Genomic DNA, 17,656 nt, shown 5'->3' on the forward strand with positions numbered 1-17,656 from the left:
CCCTTCTTTATACGCCTCCGCGCAAGCTAAGCCATAAATCCAATCCTCTGGAGGTTCCTGTGAGCGTGGGCGTAATAACCGGCATTGTGCTGGTGGTGTTGTTACTGGGCTATCTGATCTATGCCCTGTTAAATGCGGAGGCCTTCTGATGGCGGCCAATGCTTTTTTACTCATCGCATTTTATCTGCTGCTGCTGATGGTGCTGGCGCAGCCGCTCGGACGGGGTCTGGCGTCGTTAGTGGCTGACAAGCCGGTGTTTGCCCGCCTGGAAGCGCCGCTGTGGCGACTGCTGGGCGCGCAACAATCGGACATGCGCTGGCCGCACTACCTGCTGGCGATTCTGCTGTTTAATGCGCTGGGTTTCGTGGTGCTGCTGGCAATATTGCTGATGCAGGGCGCGCTGCCGCTGAATCCGCAGCAGCTGCCTGGCCTGAGCTGGCATCTGGCGCTGAACACCGCCGTGAGCTTCGTCACCAACACCAACTGGCAATCCTACAGCGGCGAAAGCACCCTGAGCTATTTCAGTCAGATGGTGGGCCTGACGGTGCAGAATTTCCTCTCAGCCGCGACCGGTATCGCCGTGGCATTTGCGCTGATCCGTGGCTTTGCTAATCGCAGCTCTGCGACCCTGGGTAACGCCTGGCGCGACCTGACGCGCATCACGCTCTATGTCTTACTGCCGATCAGCCTGCTGATGGCGCTGTTCTTTGTCAGCCAGGGCAGTATCCAGAACTTCGCGGCTTATCACAGTTTCTCCACGCTGGAAGGCGTGCAGCAGACGCTGTCGATGGGACCGGTGGCGTCGCAGGAAGCGATCAAAATGCTGGGCACCAACGGTGGCGGCTTCTTTAACGCCAACTCCTCACATCCATTTGAAAACCCGACGGTGCTGACTAACCTGGTGCAGATGCTGAGCATCTTCCTGATCCCGGCGGCGCTCTGCTTCGCGTTTGGCGAAAGCGTGCGTGACCGTCGTCAGGGCCACATGCTGCTGTGGGCGATGACGCTGATGTTTGTGGCGGCGGTCTCGGTCGTCATGTGGGCCGAACTGCAGGGCAACCCGCACTTCCTCCAGCTGGGTGCTGACAGCGCCATCAACATGGAAGGTAAAGAGACGCGCTTTGGCATTCTTAACAGCAGCCTGTTCGCGGTTATCACTACCGCCGCCTCCTGCGGTGCGGTGAATGCCATGCACGACTCCTTTACCGCGCTGGGTGGCATGGTGCCGATGTGGCTGATGCAACTGGGCGAAGTGGTGTTTGGCGGCGTCGGTGCCGGTCTCTACGGCATGCTGCTGTTTGTGCTGCTGGCGGTGTTTATCGCCGGGCTGATGATCGGTCGTACTCCGGAATTCCTCGGTAAAAAAATCGATGTGTGGGAGATGAAGATGACCGCGCTGGCGATTCTGGTCACACCGGCGCTGGTGCTGATCGGTACTGCACTGGCGATGATGACCGACGCCGGACGCAGTGCCATGGCCAATCCCGGCATTCACGGCTTCAGCGAAGTGCTCTACGCGGTCTCCTCGGCGGCCAACAACAACGGCAGCGCCTTTGCCGGACTGAGTGCTAACACGCCGTTCTGGAACCTGCTACTGGCTGCCTGCATGTTGCTGGGCCGCTTCGGCATCATCATTCCGGTGATGGCGATTGCCGGTGCGATGGCGGTGAAAAAAGTGCAGCCGGTGGGTAACGGCACGCTGCCAACCCACGGTCCGCTGTTTATCGGACTGCTGATCGGCACGGTGCTGCTGGTGGGTGCACTGACCTTTATTCCTGCTCTGGCGCTGGGCCCGGTGGCTGAGCATCTGCAACTTGTTCAGGGACAATCCTCATGAGTCGTCAACAACAGGCGTTATTTGACGCAGCATTGCTGCGTACCTCGGCCTGGGATGCAGTGAAAAAGCTCGATCCCCGGGTGCAGTTCCGTAACCCGGTGATGTTTGTGGTCTACCTCGGCAGCATTCTGACCTCGCTGCTGGCGCTGGCGATGCTGACCGGCCGGATCAGCGGCAGCGCCAGCTTTACCGGTGCGATTGCGGTCTGGCTCTGGTTCACCGTGCTGTTCGCCAACCTGGCGGAGGCGCTGGCAGAAGGGCGCAGTAAGGCCCAGGCCAGCAGCCTGAAAGGGGTGAAAAAAACCAGCTTTGCCAAAAAACTCTCAGCGGCGCGCTATGGCGCCGAGTGGAAGCAGGTCAGTGCCGATGAGCTGCGCAAAGGCGATGCCGTGCTGGTGGAAGCGGGCGACATCATCCCCTGCGACGGTGAAGTGATGGAGGGCGGTGCCTCGGTGGATGAGAGCGCCATTACCGGTGAGTCCGCACCGGTGATCCGCGAGTCGGGCGGTGACTTCGCCTCCGTCACCGGCGGTACCCGCATTCTCTCTGACTGGCTGGTGATCACCTGTAGCGCCAACCCGGGCGAAACCTTCCTTGACCGGATGATCGCCATGGTGGAAGGCGCGAAACGCCGTAAAACCCCGAATGAGATCGCCCTGACCATCCTGCTGGTGTCACTGACCATCGTGTTCCTGCTGGCGACCGTGACACTCTGGCCGTTCTCGGCATGGGGCGGAACGCCGGTCAGCATCACGGTGCTGGTGGCGCTGCTGGTCTGTCTGATCCCGACCACCATCGGCGGCTTACTGTCGGCGATTGGCGTGGCGGGGATGAGCCGGATGCTTGGTGCTAACGTCATTGCGACCAGCGGGCGTGCGGTAGAAGCCGCGGGCGATGTGGATGTGCTAATGCTGGACAAAACCGGCACCATCACGCTGGGTAACCGTCAGGCGACCCAGTTCCTGCCCGCGCCGGGCGTCAGTGAAGAGCAACTGGCCGACGCCGCACAGCTCGCCTCGCTGGCCGATGAGACGCCGGAAGGGCGCAGCATCGTGGTGCTGGCGAAACAGCGATTTAATCTGCGTGAGCGCGATCTCAGCAGCATGGGTGCCAGCTTTATTCCGTTCTCTGCGCAGACCCGCATGAGCGGCGTGAACGTGCAGGATCGACTGATCCGCAAAGGCGCGGTCGATGCGGTACGACGCCACATCGAAGCGAACCATGGCCGTTTCCCGGCCGAGGTCAATGCGCAGGTGGAAGAGGTGGCACGCAGTGGCGGCACGCCGCTGGTAGTGTCAGAGGGCGCAAACGTGCTGGGCGTGGTGGCGCTGAAAGATATCGTCAAAGGCGGCATCAAAGAGCGCTTTGCCGAACTGCGCAAAATGGGTATCAAAACGGTGATGATCACCGGCGATAACCCGCTGACGGCCGCAGCGATTGCAGCGGAAGCGGGCGTGGATGACTTCCTGTCAGAGGCCACGCCGGAAGCCAAGCTGGCGCTGATCCGCCAGTATCAGGCGGAAGGACGTTTAGTGGCGATGACCGGCGACGGCACCAACGATGCGCCTGCACTGGCGCAGGCGGATGTGGCGGTAGCGATGAACTCCGGTACCCAGGCGGCGAAAGAGGCGGGCAACATGGTCGATCTCGACTCGAACCCGACCAAGCTGCTTGAAGTGGTGCACATTGGTAAACAGATGCTGATGACGCGCGGTTCGCTGACCACCTTCAGTATCGCCAACGACGTGGCGAAATATTTCGCCATCATTCCGGCGGCGTTTGCGGCGACCTATCCGCAGCTCAACATGCTTAACGTGATGCACCTGCACTCGCCAGCCAGTGCGATTCTGTCGGCGGTGATCTTTAACGCTCTGGTGATTGTCTTCCTGATCCCGCTGGCCCTGAAAGGCGTCAGCTACCGCCCACTGAGCGCTGCTGCGCTGCTGCGCCGCAACCTGCTGATTTACGGTCTGGGTGGCCTGCTGGTGCCGTTTGTCGGCATCAAAGCGATCGATCTGCTGTTAGTGTTTTCAGGCATGGCCTGAGGAGAGAAAAATGAGTCAGTTACGTCCGGCAATTTTACTGTTGTTGCTGCTTACGCTTGTTACCGGCGTGGTTTATCCTTTGCTCACCACCGGTCTGGCGCAGTGGCTGTTTCCGTCCCAGTCCAGCGGCTCGCTGCTGGAGGAGGATGGCGTGGCGCGCGGATCGGCGCTGATTGGCCAGAACTTTACCCAGCCCAACTATTTCTGGGGCCGCCCTTCAGCCAGTGGCGATAAACCTTATAATCCGCTGGCCTCAGGGGGCAGTAATCTGGCCGCCAGCAACCCGGCGCTGGACAAAGCGGTAGCCGATCGCGTCGCTGCGCTGCGGGCCGCCAATCCGCAGGCACCGGCCGCCGTCCCGGTTGAACTGGTCACCGCCTCAGCCAGCGGGCTGGATCCGGATATTTCGCCACAGGCCGCCCTTTGGCAGGCCCCGCGTATCGCCGCCAGCCGCCAGTTGCCGTTGCCGCAGGTCGAGGCGCTGATTGATAAGATGACGCATCGTCCGCTGCTGCCATTTCTTGGCACACCGACCCTCAACGTGTTGCAGCTGAATATGGCGCTCAACGAACTGTAATGGTGTAAAGGAAGCGATGAACCACGAACCCCAGCGTCCCGATCCCGACGCGCTGCTGCAGGCTAACCGCGAGACTCATCGCGGGCAGCTGAAAATTTACTTTGGTGCCTGTGCTGGCGTGGGTAAAACCTACGCCATGCTGCAGGAGGCACAGCGGCTGCGTGCGCAGGGTCTGGATGTCTTAATCGGCGTGGTAGAGACCCATGACCGGCCGGAAACCGCACAGCTGCTGACAGGGTTAACTCTGCTACCGCGTCGCGCAACCGGCCGCTCGCGTCATGCGGAGTTTGATCTTGATGCCGCGCTGGCTCGCCATCCGGCGGTGATCCTGATGGATGAGCTGGCGCACACCAACGTGCAGGGCTCGCGCCATCCCAAGCGCTGGCAGGATATTGAGGAGCTGCTGGAAGCGGGCATCGATGTACTGACCACCGTTAACGTGCAGCATCTTGAGAGCCTCAACGATGTGGTGGGCGGCGTCACCGGCATTCAGGTGCGCGAAACCGTGCCCGATCCCTTTTTCGACAGCGCCGACGAAGTGGTGCTGGTCGATCTGCCGCCCGACGATCTGCGGCAGCGGCTGAAAGAGGGCAAAGTCTATATTGGCGACCGCGCGGAACGCGCTATCGAAAACTTTTTCCGCAAAGGTAACCTGTTCGCCCTGCGTGAGCTGGCCCTGCGTCGCACCGCCGATCGGGTGGATGATCAGATGCGCGCCTGGCGCGATCAGCAGGGACGGGAGCGCGTCTGGCACACCCGCGACGCCATTCTGCTCTGCATTGGCGACGACAGCGGCAGTGAAAAGCTGGTGCGCACCGCCGCCCGACTGGCGGCACGGCTCGGCAGTGAATGGCACGCGGTCTATGTCGAAACACCCCGGCTGCACCGGCTGCCGGAAGCGCGGCGACGGGCTATTCTGCGCACATTACAGCTGGCGCAGGAGCTGGGCGCGGAAACCGCGACCCTCTCTGAGCCGGATGAAGCCGAAGCGGTACTGGGTTACGCCCGCGCGCACAATCTGGGCAAAATTGTCACGGGTCGTCGCCCGCTGCGTCGCTGGCGGCGTGACAGTTTTGCCGAACGGCTCGGCCAGCTGGGGCCGGATCTCGACCTGCTGGTGGTGGCGCTGGATGAGCCGCTGAAGGATGCGCCGCATCCGCTGCCGGATGGCCGCGTCACCAGCGAAAAATGGCGTATTCAGCTGCGCGGCGTAATGATGGCGCTGGTGCTCTGTATCCTTGTAACCGCCGCCGGGCAGTCGGTGCTGATCGGTTTCGATCCCGCCAACTGCGTGATGATCTATCTGCTGGCGGTGGTGATCGTGGCGCTGCGCTATGGCCGCTGGCCGTCGGTGATCGCCACGGTGATGAATATCGTCGCCTTTGATCTCTTCTTTGTTGCCCCCACCGGCACGGTGGCGGTCTCCGATCTGCAATATCTGGTGACCTTTGGCGTGATGCTGGCGGTAGGCGTAATCGTCGGCAATCTCACGGCAGGCGTGCGTTATCAGGCGCGGGTGGCGCGCTACCGCGAGCAGCGGGCGCGCCAGCTCTATGAGATGGCGAAATCGCTGGGCAGTGCGTTAACGCCGCAGGATATCGCCGCCACCAGCCAGCGGGTGCTGGATGCCACGTTACAGGCGCGCTGCCTGCTGCTGCTGCCGGATGAGCAGGGCGAACTGCAACCGGTGGGCGATGCGTTACCGGCCAGCGAGCCGGATCGCGCGATTGCTAAATGGAGTTACAGCAAAGGCCAGCCTGCGGGTGCGGGCACCGATACCTTACCGGCGGTGCCTTATCAGATCCTGCCGCTGAAAAGTGGCGCGCACTGCCGGGGTTTGCTGGTGGTGGAGCCGCAGAACCTGCGTCAGCTGATGATCCCCGAGCAGCAGCGGCTGGTGGAAACCTTTACGGTGCTGATTGCTAACGCACTGGAACGGATGGCGCTGTCGCATAGCGAGGCGGCGTCCCGGCTCTCGGCGGAGCGTGAACAGCTGCGCAATGCGCTGCTGTCGGCGCTGTCTCACGACCTGCGCACCCCACTGACCGTGCTGTTTGGTCAGGCGGAAATGCTGATGCTCGACCTGGCCAGCGACAACTCAAAATATGTGCCGCAGGCGAGTCAGATCCGCGAGCAGACGCTGAGCACCATCCGGCTGGTGAGCAACATGCTGGATATGGCGCGCATTCAGTCGGGCGGCCTCAACCTGCGTGAGGAGTGGCTGGCGCTGGAAGAGGTGGTCGGCGGGGCGCTGAGCAGCATGGCACCGTCGCTGAAAGGGCATGAGGTCCGGCTCGATCTGCCGGACGACATCGTGCTGATCAAAGGCGACAGCACGCTGCTGGAGCGGGTCTTCACCAACCTGATTGAGAACAGCCTGAAGTATGCCGGTAACAGCGCACCACGCGGCATTCGCGCCTGGCGTGCGGCGTCACGGCTGGAGATCTCTGTCTGGGATAGCGGACCGGGCATTGCCGAAGACGATTTAAGCCGGATATTCGATAAATTCTGGCGGGGCGACAAAGAGTCGGCGGTGCCGGGCGTCGGGCTGGGTCTGGCAATCTGTAAAACCATTATCGAAAGCCACGGCGGTCAGATCTGGGCAGAGAACAGGGCCGAAGGCGGCGCGGCATTTCGTCTCTCGCTGCCGCTGCCGCCGGTCCCTGAAATTTCTGACGAAGGGCTGAAATAACTTCACAGTTGATCGGTTATACTCCCGGACCTGTTTGATTATTCGTGGGATTGTATGGAACGTTTTACCGAAAACCTGATGTATGCATCGCGCTGGTTGCTGGCCCCGGTTTACATTGGACTTTCGCTGGGATTGCTGGCGCTGACCATTAAATTTTTCCAGGAAATTTTCCACCTGCTGCCCAACATTTTCAGCATTGCGGAAAACGATCTGATCCTGCTGCTGCTGTCGCTGGTGGATATGACGCTGGTTGGCGGCCTGCTGGTGATGGTGATGCTATCGGGTTATGAGAATTTCATCTCTAAGCTCGATATCGACGAAGATAAAGAGAAGCTGAGCTGGCTGGGCAAGATGGACTCCGGCTCGCTGAAAAACAAAGTCGCCGCCTCCATTGTCGCCATCTCCTCGATTCACCTGCTGCGGGTATTTATGGAAGCGCGCAACGTCGAAAACGACAAGCTGATGTGGTACGTGATTATCCACCTGACCTTTGTGCTCTCCGCCTTTGTGATGGGCTGGCTGGATCAGATGTCGCGCAGCGATAAAAAACCGAAGTAACCTCTCTGGCGGCCCGCTGAGGCGGGCGCCTGCTTTACCCTTTCCGCTCTGTTCTCCCTGAACGACCCGCTGGCTGTGAGGCCGGACGCGTGCCCGCCAGCTGCGGCATCACCTCTTTGATCATGGCAAAAAAGTGTTGCAGCCTGGCCGGGTAGTAACTCGCCCAGGGATAGGTCAGCCACACCGGCAGCGGCGGTGCCTGCCATGCGGGCATCAGCTGAACCAGGCTGCCATCCGCCAGATCTTCCTGCACTGCCCATGACGAGACAATCGCGGCTCCCATCCCAGCCAATGCCGCTTTACGCACCGCATATAAACTGTCGCTGCTCAGCCGGGGCGTAATCGCCAGGTTTACCGGCTGGCCGTCGTCAATCTTCTGCAACGCCACTTCGTTACGGTAAAAACTGGTCAGCGCCAGCCACGGCAGATCGCGCAGCTGTTCAACCCGCTCTATCGGCGGCTGCTGCGCCAGCAGGTGCGGGGCGGCCACCACAATACGCGGCACTTCTGCCAGCAGTATCGCCACCACCGAAGGATCGGTTGGCGCGCCGACCTGAATGGCACAGTCCACATTCTCTGCCATAAAGTCGGGCGTGCGGTCATTCAGCATCCACTCAATATTGAGCCGGGGATAACGGTGCAGATAGTCCACCAGCGGGGCGATCAGCTGATCCTGACCAAAGGCGTGTGGGGCGCGAACCCGCAGCGTACCGACCGGGTCATCGCTGGCCCCGGTCAGCTCATCTTCCAGCGCATGCCAGGTCGCCAGCAGCTGCCGCGCCTGGGCGTAGCAGCACTCGCCATCATCGGTAAGCTTCAGCGCATGGGTGGTGCGCAGGATAAGCTTGAGGCCCAGCCGCTGCTCCAGGGTCTGCAATCGGCGGCTGACGGTGGGTTGCGTCGTGCCGAGCTGCGCGGCGGCGGCGGATAAGCTGCCGCTCTCGACAATACGGATAAACGTCTGCATCAGATCGATGCGATCGCTGCTGTTTGGGTTATTCATACGCACCACGCATAACGGTTTTGCCTGATATCAGTCTACCGCGTATAACCGCAATGCGCTTTAATGGCAGGACGAAATGATGAGGATTACAGCATGTCAGCCATACAGACCCAGACTCAAAATGAACCGCTCTCTGCGCCGCTGGTATTTACGCTGGCCGCCGGTGCCGGACTCAGCGTCGCGTCGATTTACTACAGCCAGCCGATGCTGGATATCATCAGCAAGCAGTTTAACGCCAGCATCGGCGCGGTTGGCATGGTGCCGATGCTGACCCAGGCGGGCTATGCGCTGGGTATTCTGCTGCTGGCTCCGCTGGGCGATCGCCATGACCGGCGCACCATTATCTTTATCAAAGGCTTAATGCTGGTGGCGGCGCTGCTGCTGTGTGGTTTTTCCGGTGGACTCAGCGCGCTGCTGATTGCCAGTTTTATCACCGGCCTGACCGCCACCGTGGCGCAGGATATTGTGCCCGCTTCGGCGGCGCTGGCCCCGGAACGCAGCCGGGGTAAAACAGTCGGCACGGTGATGACCGGGCTGCTGGTGGGGATCCTGCTGTCGCGGGTGGTCAGCGGGGTGGTGGCGGAGTATTTCGGCTGGCGCACCATGTATATGATCGCCGCGTTGGCAGTGCTGCTGATTACGCTGACGCTGTGGCGGGTACTGCCGCGTTTCGCGCCAGGCACCTCGGTGAGCTATCCGCGCCTGTTGCTGTCGCTGGTGCACCTGTGGCGTCACCATCAGACGCTACGTCGTGCCGCACTGGCTCAGGGGCTGCTGTCAGTGGGCTTTAGCGCCTTCTGGTCGACGCTGGCGTTAATGCTCAGCGACCGCTTTCATCTGGACAGTGCCGTGGCCGGGGCGTTTGGTTTAGCCGGTGCGGCGGGCGCCATGGCGGCACCGCTGGCGGGAAGTTTTGCTGACCGCATCGGTCCGGCAAGGGTCACGCAGGCTGGCGCCGCGCTGGTAACGATCTCCTTTGCGCTGATGTTTCTACTGCCGCTGCTGCCGATGCCGGCCCAGCTGGCGCTGATTGTCCTCTGTACCATCGGCTTCGATTTAGGGGTGCAGGCCACGCTGGTGGCGCATCAGACGCTGGTCTATGGCCTGGCGCCGGAAGCGCGCAGTCGCCTGAATGCGCTGCTGTTTACCGTGGTGTTTATCGGTATGGCCACCGGTGCGGCGCTGGGAAGTCTGGCGCTGGCACACTGGGGCTGGAATGGCGTGGTTGCGCTCGCCACCTTAGCCGGTGCCGCCGCTCTCGCGGTCCGCTTCGCCAGTCGCCACCTGAAAAACTGACACCGCGCCCGTCAAAAAATGTGCCAGGCTTATTCATAAACCCAAAATATTGTGGAGTGTTATGAACTTTTTAGCCTGGACAGCAGCGACGGGCGGCCTCTTGCTGCTGATGTCGCTGGCTTCCGGTTGGATTCACCGGGGGCCAGTTACCTCATTTGGTCTGTTCCTTATTGCGGGCATGCTGTGCGGCCCGTGGGGATTTGATGTTATCCACCTCGATATCGTCACCCATTCCGAAGCCGTGGCCCATATCACTGAAATCACCATGGCGGCCTCGCTGTTTATCACCGGTCTCAAGCTGCGTCAGCCGCTGCAGAACAACTGCTGGCACACCGGGCTGAAACTGGCTTTTCCCGCCATGCTGCTCACCGTCGCCGCGATGACCCTGCTGGCCCACTTCCTGGTGGGATTAGACTGGCCGATTGCGCTGGCGTTTGGGGCCATTGTCGCGCCGACCGATCCGGTGCTGGCGAGTTTAATCTCGGTCAACGATGCGCAGGATGATGACTCGCTGCGCGTGGCGATCTCCAGCGAGGCAGGCATGAACGATGGCTCCGCATTACCACTGCTGATGCTGGCGCTGTTGCTGTTCAATGGCGAAAGCCTGAACGGCGCGATGCTGGCGCACTGGGGTGCGGTCGAGGTGCTCTGGGCGATTGGCGGCGGTCTGATGATCGGGTTTGTTCTGGGGCAGTTAATCGGCATGCTGGCGACCCGACTGCGCAATGCTAATGGCGACGTTGCGCCCAATGATTTCCTGGCGCTGGCGCTGATTGCGCTGAGTTATTCGCTGGTGGAGTACCTGGGTGCCTCCGGCTTCCTGGCCGCCTTCGCCGCCGGGCTGGGGTTACGTCGTGCCGAGCTGGGCGTGTTCCGTCGCCATCAGCCGGAAGATCTCTCTGACGACGAGCGTGTATTGCCCTCTGAGGCGCTGGTGAACCCTAACAAACGTCTGGCGCATCAGGGCGACAACAATATGGTGAAGTCGATTGGGTTTGTAGTAGGCGACGCCCTCTCTTTTGGCGATACTATTGAACGTTTACTGGCGGCTGGCATGATGGTGGTGCTGGGCGTCACACTGGCGCAGCACTGGAACATCTACGGCGTGCTGATTGGCCTGGTGCTGTTTGCGGTGGTGCGGCCGCTGGCCGTCTGGCTGGTGACAGTTCGCGCCGGACTGCCGCTGGGGCAGCGTTTGCTGATTGGCTGGCTGGGCATCCGCGGCATTGGCAGCCTGAACTACATCGCCTATGCCTGGACGCACGGCATGCAAGGCCCGCAGATGGAAATTATGACGAATATGGCGTTAACGCTGGTGGTCTGCAGCGTGGTGGTTCACGGCACGACAGTGACGCCGCTGCTGAACTGGCGTCAGAAGCGCCTCGAAGCCCTTCAGCGCAAGGTTTAACCCGAACGAACAGGAGTTAAGAATGAAAGTGACTCAGATAGTGCTGCTGAGCATCCTCGCCACCGGCAGCGCGCTGGCGGCGGACGACACTGATACGGAGCAGAATGTTTATGCCAGTCAGTTGTGCCACATTGTCAGCGGCGAGAAAAAGGTTGCGAGTGCGGATCAATATGTTGAACAGATGAAATCTTCAGTGGCGAGCAGTCAGTCGTCATCGGCGATGAATCAGCCCGAATTTGATGAAGAGTCTGCGCGTGAAGTGGCCAGTGCCTGGCTGCAACTGGGTGATGATGAGCGTGCCAAACTGCGCGTCAACGAGCAGCAGTGTGAGCAGGCCGTGATGGCCCAATTCCAGCAGGAAGATTAACCCCAGCGGATTAAATAAAAACGCGCCTGTCGGGCTAATGCTGGTCAGTTAAGATTAGATTTGTAAAGGCTGTCACGGTCAAACGTGGCAGCTTTTTTTCTGGGCGAGCGAGCCGCATTGCGGGCCAGAGCACCTCTGCTGCTGCCGGGCCGTCCTCGCGCCGCTCACGCGGTACCTTCGGCTTTGACGTCGTGCCGACGAACCGTTCGGGGATCGGCCCTCCCTGGCCGGCCCCGAACTGTCCACGCTTCCCGGCGTGGACTTCTGGCCCACCGTCACACCTCAGCGCTGCGGATAGCCCTTTCAGCAGCAGAGGCGCTCAGGCTTCCACTCTCGTGCCCTTTTTAACAGCACGCACTGACGCTTCAGAGCAGGCCGGGGCCGATCAGGAGCAGGCAATCCGCAGCGCTGAACAGAATGAGTCTGCCAGGAGAGCCCGCAGGACGCGGGCGAAAGGCGGGGCGGCACAGGATGTGCCATCCCCGGCGGTCCGTCAGGCAGGCGAATGAAGTGAAGGAACCGCGCAGCGGCGCGAGGACCGCCAGCCCCTGAGCGGCACCAGACTGCATTATCACCTGTCGCTTAACTGACTGGCGTTTTTTTATGGCTTTTCAGGGGCCATTGCGTACATAATCGCCAGCCATGGCACCACACTTGCATCGGTTCTATCTTCTGCAGCCTGCCGCAACGGTTTGCTGACACTTCGGGCATCACACAACAGGCATTATGATTACGCGTCGACGCTTTATTCTCGGCACGGGAGCGCTCGGGCTCTCCATGACCACTGGCAAATTATTTGCCCGTGATGACATTATTCCCCTCTGGCCGGATGATCCGCCCGGCGGCGGCGGCCCATCCGGCCAGTTGCACATTAACAGCACCGGTTCGTGGTCAAATATCGTCAGCCCGGCGATTCAACGCTTTAAACCGGAAAATCCGAATGGCGAAGCGGTATTGATCGCTGCAGGCGGCGGTTATCGCTGGATCGGCATGGGACGCGAAGCCTGGCCGGTCGCGCGCTGGCTCAATGCCAGTGGTTATACCGCCTACGTGCTCAGCTACCGGTTACCGCATGAGAAGTGGCAGGCAGGTCGGCTGGCACCGCTGCAGGATGCGCAACGCGCCATCCGGCTGGTGCGATCTTTTGAGCGCAAGGTGCATGTACTGGGCTTCTCCGCAGGTGGACATCTGCTGGGAATGGCGGCGGCGCGGCCGGATTTTGAGTCCTATCCGGCCATCGACCCGCTGGATGAAGTGGTGCCGAAAGTCGACAGCGTCGGCCTGATCTATCCGGTCATTACGCTGGAAGCGCCCTACCAGCACACCAATACGCATCTGATGATGGTTGGCAAAAATGCTACGCCGCAGGATGAGGCGAACTGGTCAGTGCAGAACTATGTAACCCGGCAATATCCGCCCACGTTTCTGGCGCAGGCCGAGGACGATCACACCTCAAATCCCTTTAACACCGAGCTGATGCGCGACACCTGTCGCCGCAACCGTGTGCCGGTTGAGCTGATTCAGATCAGCAAAGGCGGACATGGGTTTGGTCTTGGCAAGGCGGGAACGCCCGCGGCGTTGTGGGATCAGGCTTATGTGCGCTGGCTGGATCGGGTTAGCTGAGTTGCACTGGCGCGGTGCGTTGCTGCACTTCACGGTCAGAAAGCGGTTGAGAGAATGTGACACAAAAAAACAGGCGACCGGAGTCGCCTGTTCTGTTTCTGAAATCCGGTGCAGATTAACGCATCGTCACGAACTCTTCTGCTGCGGTCGGGTGGATCGCCACGGTGTTATCGAAGTCTTTCTTGGTCGCACCCATTTTCAGCGCCACGGCAAAGCCCTGCAGCATCTCATCCATGCCGAATCCGATACCGTGAATGCCGACAATTTTCTCGTCTGCGCCGACACAGACCAGCTTCATGCGGCACGGCTGGCGATGCTGGGTGACTGCGGTGTACATGGCGGTAAACGACGATTTGTAGACCTTCACCTGATCGTCGCCATACTGTTCGCGTGCCTGCGGCTCGGTCAGTCCCACGGTGCCAATCGGCGGATGACTGAACACCACGGTCGGGATATTACTGTAATCCAGATGCTCGTCCGGCTTGTTGTTAAACAGACGCTCAGAGAGACGACGGCCCGCCGCGACCGCCACCGGCGTCAGCTCAACTGCACCGGTGTTGTCGCCCACGGCGTAGACGCCTGACACGCTGGTGTTCTGGAATTTATCGACTTTGATATAGCCTTTGTCATCCAGCGCCACGCCAGCGGCTTCAATGTTGAGGGTGTCGTTAGCGGGCTCACGGCCAATCGCCCAGACCAGGCAATCCACAGTGTAGTCACTGCCGTTTTCCAGCTGCAGCGTCAGGCTGCCATCGCTGTTTTTGACCACGGCTTTAGGAATGGATTCGGTGTGCAGCGCCGGGCCTTCGGTGTTCATCACTTCGACCAGCGTCTCAGTAAGCAGCGGATCGAAACTGCGCAGCGGCGCATGTTTACGCACGAACAGGTGGGTTTCTGAACCCAGCGCGTTCACCACGCCCGCCAGTTCGACCGCGATATAGCCTGCGCCGATCACGGCGGTGCGTTTTGGCAGGGCATCCAGTTCGAAGAAGCCATCGGAATCAATACCGTACTCCGCACCCGGAATGTTGGGGTGAACCGGACGACCACCGGTCGCGATCAGAATATGGTTGGCCGTGATAATCTCGCCGTTAACTTCAACGCTGTGCGCATCGACAAAGCGGGCGAAGCCTTTGATCACTTCAACGTTGTTTTTACCCAGCACGTTGTCGTAAGAGTTGTGGATGCGATCGATGTAGGCGCTGCGGTTTTTCACCAGCGTGGCCCAGTCGAAGCGGTTCACGGTAGTGTCGAAGCCATAGTCCGGCCCATAGAGATGGATAGCTTCGGCGATTTGCGCGGCATGCCACATGATTTTTTTTGGCACGCAACCCACGTTCACGCAGGTGCCGCCCAGCTCTTTCGCTTCAATCAGGGCACATTTCTGGCCATACATAGCCGCACGGTTAATTGAGGCGATGCCGCCACTGCCGCCGCCAATGGCGAGATAGTCGAAATGTCGGGTCATTGAAGTATCCATCCGGTTGCATAAAAAAATTGGGGTTGAGTGTAACGCTGCGGGTCGAAATGACGCAAAGTTTGCGCCTATGATTGTAATAGGGTTCTGTTTTTTATTCGCTTACAGGGAAGCATACCATGCACCTTACTTTTCTCGGCACCGGCGGCGGTGCTCCCAGCCTGCAACGTAACGTAACGTCCATCGCTTTTACCCGCGCGCTGAGTGGTGAAACCTGGCTGTTCGACTGCGGGGAAGGCACGCAACTACAGTTTATGCGCTCCAGCCTGAAACCGGGCAAGCTGGATAAGATTTTTATCACCCATCTGCATGGCGATCATATTTTCGGGCTGCCGGGATTACTCACCAGCCGGTCGATGGCCGGACTGACCTCACCGATGACGGTCTATGGCCCCAAAGGATTAAAGACCTTTGTGGAGACGGCGCTGTCGATCAGCGGCTCCTACACTGACTATCCGCTGACCATTGTTGAGATTGAGGCGGGCTGGACGCTGGATGACGGAGAGTTTCGTATCAGTGCCTGGCCGCTGAGCCATCCGGTGGAGTGTTTTGGCTACCGCATTGAACAGCATGACAAACCCGGCCTGCTGGATGCCGCGCGTCTGAAAGCGGAAGGGGTGCCTCGCGGCCCATGGTTTCAGCAACTGAAGCAGGGGGAATGTGTGACGCTGGAGGATGGGCGGATAGTTAACGGTGCTGACTACCTTGGACCGGCAACACCCGGCAAAAAGCTGGCTATCTTCGGCGATACGGCACCGACCGAGGTCGCGCTGCAACTGGCGGCGGATGTTGACCTGATGGTGCATGAAACCACGCTGGAGGCGGCGATGGTGGAAAAAGCCAACGGTCGCGGACACTCCACGACACTGCAGGCTGCGGAAGTGGCAAAGCGTGCCGGGGCAAAACGGCTGATCGCCACCCATTTCAGCTCCCGCTATCTGGCAAAGGACATGAGCCGCCTGCTGGCGGAGTGCCAGACCATTTTCCCCTGCACCGAGCTGGCCTCGGACCTGGCAGTTTTTAACCTCTAATGATGCAGTGCGGGATAAGTGAAAAACAGCAGATGGGTGAGGTTAAGGCCAAAGTGCAGGGCGGTCGCCAGCCATAAGCGGCCGCTCCAGTGCCACGCCAGCCCATATAACAGCCCGGCCAGGGTGGCGAAGATCACCAGCAACAGGCCGCCGCTCAGATGCACCAGACCAAACAGCAGCGCACTCAGTAACAGCGCCGGGATGCCGCCCACTACCGGCTTTAAGCGCTGCTGCAGATAGCCACGAAACAGGGCCTCTTCCGCCAGTGAAACAAAGAACAGATTGGCGAGCATAAATGCGCCCAGCCAGTCTGGCGAGTGTCGCTCAAACGCTAATCCGCCCAATAATACCGCGCAGTACAGCAACAGCGGAATGGCCGCGACCAGCGCCAGTGCGGCGGGCAGCCGATAGCGTGGTGGCGTGGCAGGCGCGCGAAACAGCGTCGGCAGGCAGGCCAGCAGTACAAAAGGAATAAGCGCTTTATCGAAGTTAAACCCGAAGCTGAAAGGCACGCTGCGCGGCCCGGCCTGCACATCCTCTGCCTGAAGGGGGTTAGTAAAGCCTGGGAAAAGATGGAGGAGCAACCCGATAGCAATCAGTACCAGCAGCGCTTCGGAGAGCATTTGTCGTCGATGATGGTCACGGTCATAAATACGGAGTGCCACCACAGCGGCGGTGCCGGTAAAGAGCAGCAGTGCCGGCCACGCTAACACGTCCTGATAAAAACCCAGCAGGGTGGCGAGCGCCAGTAATAATAATGCCAGCCGTCGGGCCGGTTGCAGCGCGGCCAGCGCGCCAGCCAGTATGATCCACATGGTAAAGACCTGATACAACGCCGCAGCACCGGTAGTGAGCGGCGTAGAAGACAAAGAGAGTTATTCGGGGACGATCTGGTTAACCACGAAGTGGCCGGTACCCGCCGGAACCAGTTTCTGGTGCAGCCACGGTAGCAGGGTATTCATCTGCTGGGCCAGCTTCCACGGTGGGTTAATCACGATCATGCCGGAAGCGGTCATGCCGCGCTGATCGCTGTCTGGACGGGCGGCCAGTTCAATCTGCAGGATATTACGGATGCCGGTTGCTTCCAGGTCGCGCAGCATATGTTTGATCTGCTGGCGTAACACCACCGGATACCACAGCGCAAAGACGCCGGTGCCAAAACGCTTATGGCCTTCCTGAATGCCTTTCACTACTGCCTGGTAGTCGCTTTTCATCTCATACGGTGGATCGATCAGCACCAGTCCGCGACGCGATGGCGGTGGCAGTTTCGATTTTAACTGCTGATAACCGTCGGCACGATCGACGCGCGCGCGGTCATCTTTGCTGAATTCGTTACGCAGCAGCGGGTAGTCGCTGGAGTGCAGCTCCGTGAGTTGCAGTTTGTCATCCTCACGCAGCAGGTGACGGGCAATCAGCGGTGAGCCGGGATAGTAGCGCAGCGTACCGCTACGGTTCAGCGCACGAATCGCGTCAAAATAGGGTTGCAGCAATTCCGGCGCATCGGGCTGCTGCCAGATACGTGAGATGCCTTCCAGATATTCACCGGTACGCTCGGCGTGCTCGCCGCTCAGCTGGTAGCGACCTGCGCCCGCATGGGTATCCAGGTAGAAAAATGGTTTCTCTTTCTCTTTCAGCGCCGTGATGATCAGGCTCAGAACGGTGTGCTTCAGCACGTCGGCGTGATTGCCAGCATGGAAGCTATGGCGATAACTCAGCATTGTTTATCCTGTTGAATGTATAAG

At 60.0% G+C, this 17,656-nt stretch carries 15 protein-coding genes; 11 read left to right on the forward strand and 4 right to left on the reverse strand.

The window, feature by feature from the left end:
• Window positions 1–59: 59 nt before the first annotated feature.
• The 6 genes from kdpF to ACR8BN_RS01275 are packed head-to-tail and all read left to right on the forward strand — an operon-like array spanning window position 60 to window position 7,709.
• Window positions 60–149 (forward strand): K(+)-transporting ATPase subunit F, encoded by a 90-nt coding sequence (kdpF, locus tag ACR8BN_RS01250; RefSeq protein WP_010253443.1) that lies wholly within the window; start codon window positions 60–62, stop codon window positions 147–149.
• Entirely contained in the window at window positions 149–1,837 is a 1,689-nt protein-coding gene (kdpA, locus tag ACR8BN_RS01255) for a potassium-transporting ATPase subunit KdpA (protein ID WP_031593054.1), read from the forward strand. Before kdpF ends, kdpA begins: the two co-directional genes overlap by 1 nt.
• Window positions 1,834–3,882: a potassium-transporting ATPase subunit KdpB gene (gene kdpB / locus ACR8BN_RS01260; RefSeq protein WP_064704101.1), complete on the forward strand. Its 2,049-nt coding sequence runs from the start codon at window positions 1,834–1,836 to the stop codon at window positions 3,880–3,882. Before kdpA ends, kdpB begins: the two co-directional genes overlap by 4 nt.
• A 10-nt stretch (window positions 3,883–3,892) precedes the next feature.
• Window positions 3,893–4,459: a potassium-transporting ATPase subunit KdpC gene (gene kdpC, locus ACR8BN_RS01265; protein ID WP_010253435.1), complete on the forward strand. Its 567-nt coding sequence runs from the start codon at window positions 3,893–3,895 to the stop codon at window positions 4,457–4,459.
• Between the two features lie 16 nt (window positions 4,460–4,475).
• Window positions 4,476–7,151 carry a two-component system sensor histidine kinase KdpD gene (gene kdpD, locus ACR8BN_RS01270; RefSeq protein ID WP_010671497.1) on the forward strand — a complete coding sequence of 892 codons (2,676 nt, stop codon included), beginning with the start codon at window positions 4,476–4,478 and terminating at the stop codon, window positions 7,149–7,151.
• Window positions 7,152–7,205: 54 nt separating this feature from the next.
• A complete protein-coding gene (locus ACR8BN_RS01275) occupies window positions 7,206–7,709 on the forward strand; it encodes a TIGR00645 family protein (RefSeq protein ID WP_010253431.1) in 504 nt (167 codons plus the stop codon).
• Between the two features lie 34 nt (window positions 7,710–7,743).
• Here ACR8BN_RS01275 and ACR8BN_RS01280 read toward each other — a convergent pair whose 3' ends face one another.
• A complete protein-coding gene (locus tag ACR8BN_RS01280; RefSeq protein WP_434747252.1) occupies window positions 7,744–8,712 on the reverse strand; it encodes a LysR family transcriptional regulator in 969 nt (322 codons plus the stop codon).
• 93 nt (window positions 8,713–8,805) lie between these two features.
• Here ACR8BN_RS01280 and ACR8BN_RS01285 point away from each other — a divergent pair, with 93 nt between their 5' ends.
• From ACR8BN_RS01285 to ACR8BN_RS01300, 4 genes are all read left to right on the forward strand, one after another.
• Window positions 8,806–10,008 (forward strand): MFS transporter, encoded by a 1,203-nt coding sequence (locus ACR8BN_RS01285; RefSeq protein ID WP_434747253.1) that lies wholly within the window; start codon window positions 8,806–8,808, stop codon window positions 10,006–10,008.
• A gap of 61 nt (window positions 10,009–10,069) precedes the next feature.
• A complete protein-coding gene (locus tag ACR8BN_RS01290) occupies window positions 10,070–11,416 on the forward strand; it encodes a cation:proton antiporter (protein ID WP_434747254.1) in 1,347 nt (448 codons plus the stop codon).
• Between the two features lie 22 nt (window positions 11,417–11,438).
• Complete coding sequence (locus ACR8BN_RS01295; RefSeq protein WP_090966944.1) at window positions 11,439–11,783, forward strand: hypothetical protein; 345 nt, start codon at window positions 11,439–11,441, stop codon at window positions 11,781–11,783.
• A gap of 726 nt (window positions 11,784–12,509) precedes the next feature.
• Window positions 12,510–13,406, forward strand: coding sequence for an alpha/beta hydrolase (locus ACR8BN_RS01300; RefSeq protein WP_090966942.1), 897 nt, complete (start codon window positions 12,510–12,512; stop codon window positions 13,404–13,406).
• A 115-nt stretch (window positions 13,407–13,521) separates the two neighbouring features.
• Here the strand turns inward: ACR8BN_RS01300 and gorA are convergent, their stop codons facing one another.
• Window positions 13,522–14,874, reverse strand: a complete 1,353-nt coding sequence (gene gorA, locus ACR8BN_RS01305; RefSeq protein WP_434747255.1) for a glutathione-disulfide reductase — start codon at window positions 14,872–14,874, stop codon at window positions 13,522–13,524.
• A gap of 128 nt (window positions 14,875–15,002) precedes the next feature.
• On the opposite strand from gorA, the gene rnz reads away from it, so the two are divergent.
• Window positions 15,003–15,914 (forward strand): ribonuclease Z, encoded by a 912-nt coding sequence (gene rnz / locus ACR8BN_RS01310; protein ID WP_434747256.1) that lies wholly within the window; start codon window positions 15,003–15,005, stop codon window positions 15,912–15,914.
• On the opposite strand, the gene ACR8BN_RS01315 is transcribed toward rnz, so the two are convergent.
• Window positions 15,911–16,729, reverse strand: coding sequence for a lysostaphin resistance A-like protein (locus ACR8BN_RS01315; protein ID WP_434747564.1), 819 nt, complete (start codon window positions 16,727–16,729; stop codon window positions 15,911–15,913). The two genes, rnz and ACR8BN_RS01315, sit on opposite strands and share 4 nt — an antisense overlap.
• Window positions 16,730–16,789: 60 nt before the next feature.
• Window positions 16,790–17,632: a 23S rRNA (adenine(2030)-N(6))-methyltransferase RlmJ gene (locus ACR8BN_RS01320; protein ID WP_136196222.1), complete on the reverse strand. Its 843-nt coding sequence runs from the start codon at window positions 17,630–17,632 to the stop codon at window positions 16,790–16,792.
• Between the last annotated feature and the right edge of the window lie 24 nt (window positions 17,633–17,656).

It is taken from the genome of Pantoea sp. Lu_F5_004, assembly GCF_051136245.1.
GTDB classification, from domain to species: Bacteria; Pseudomonadota; Gammaproteobacteria; order Enterobacterales; family Enterobacteriaceae; genus Pantoea; species Pantoea agglomerans.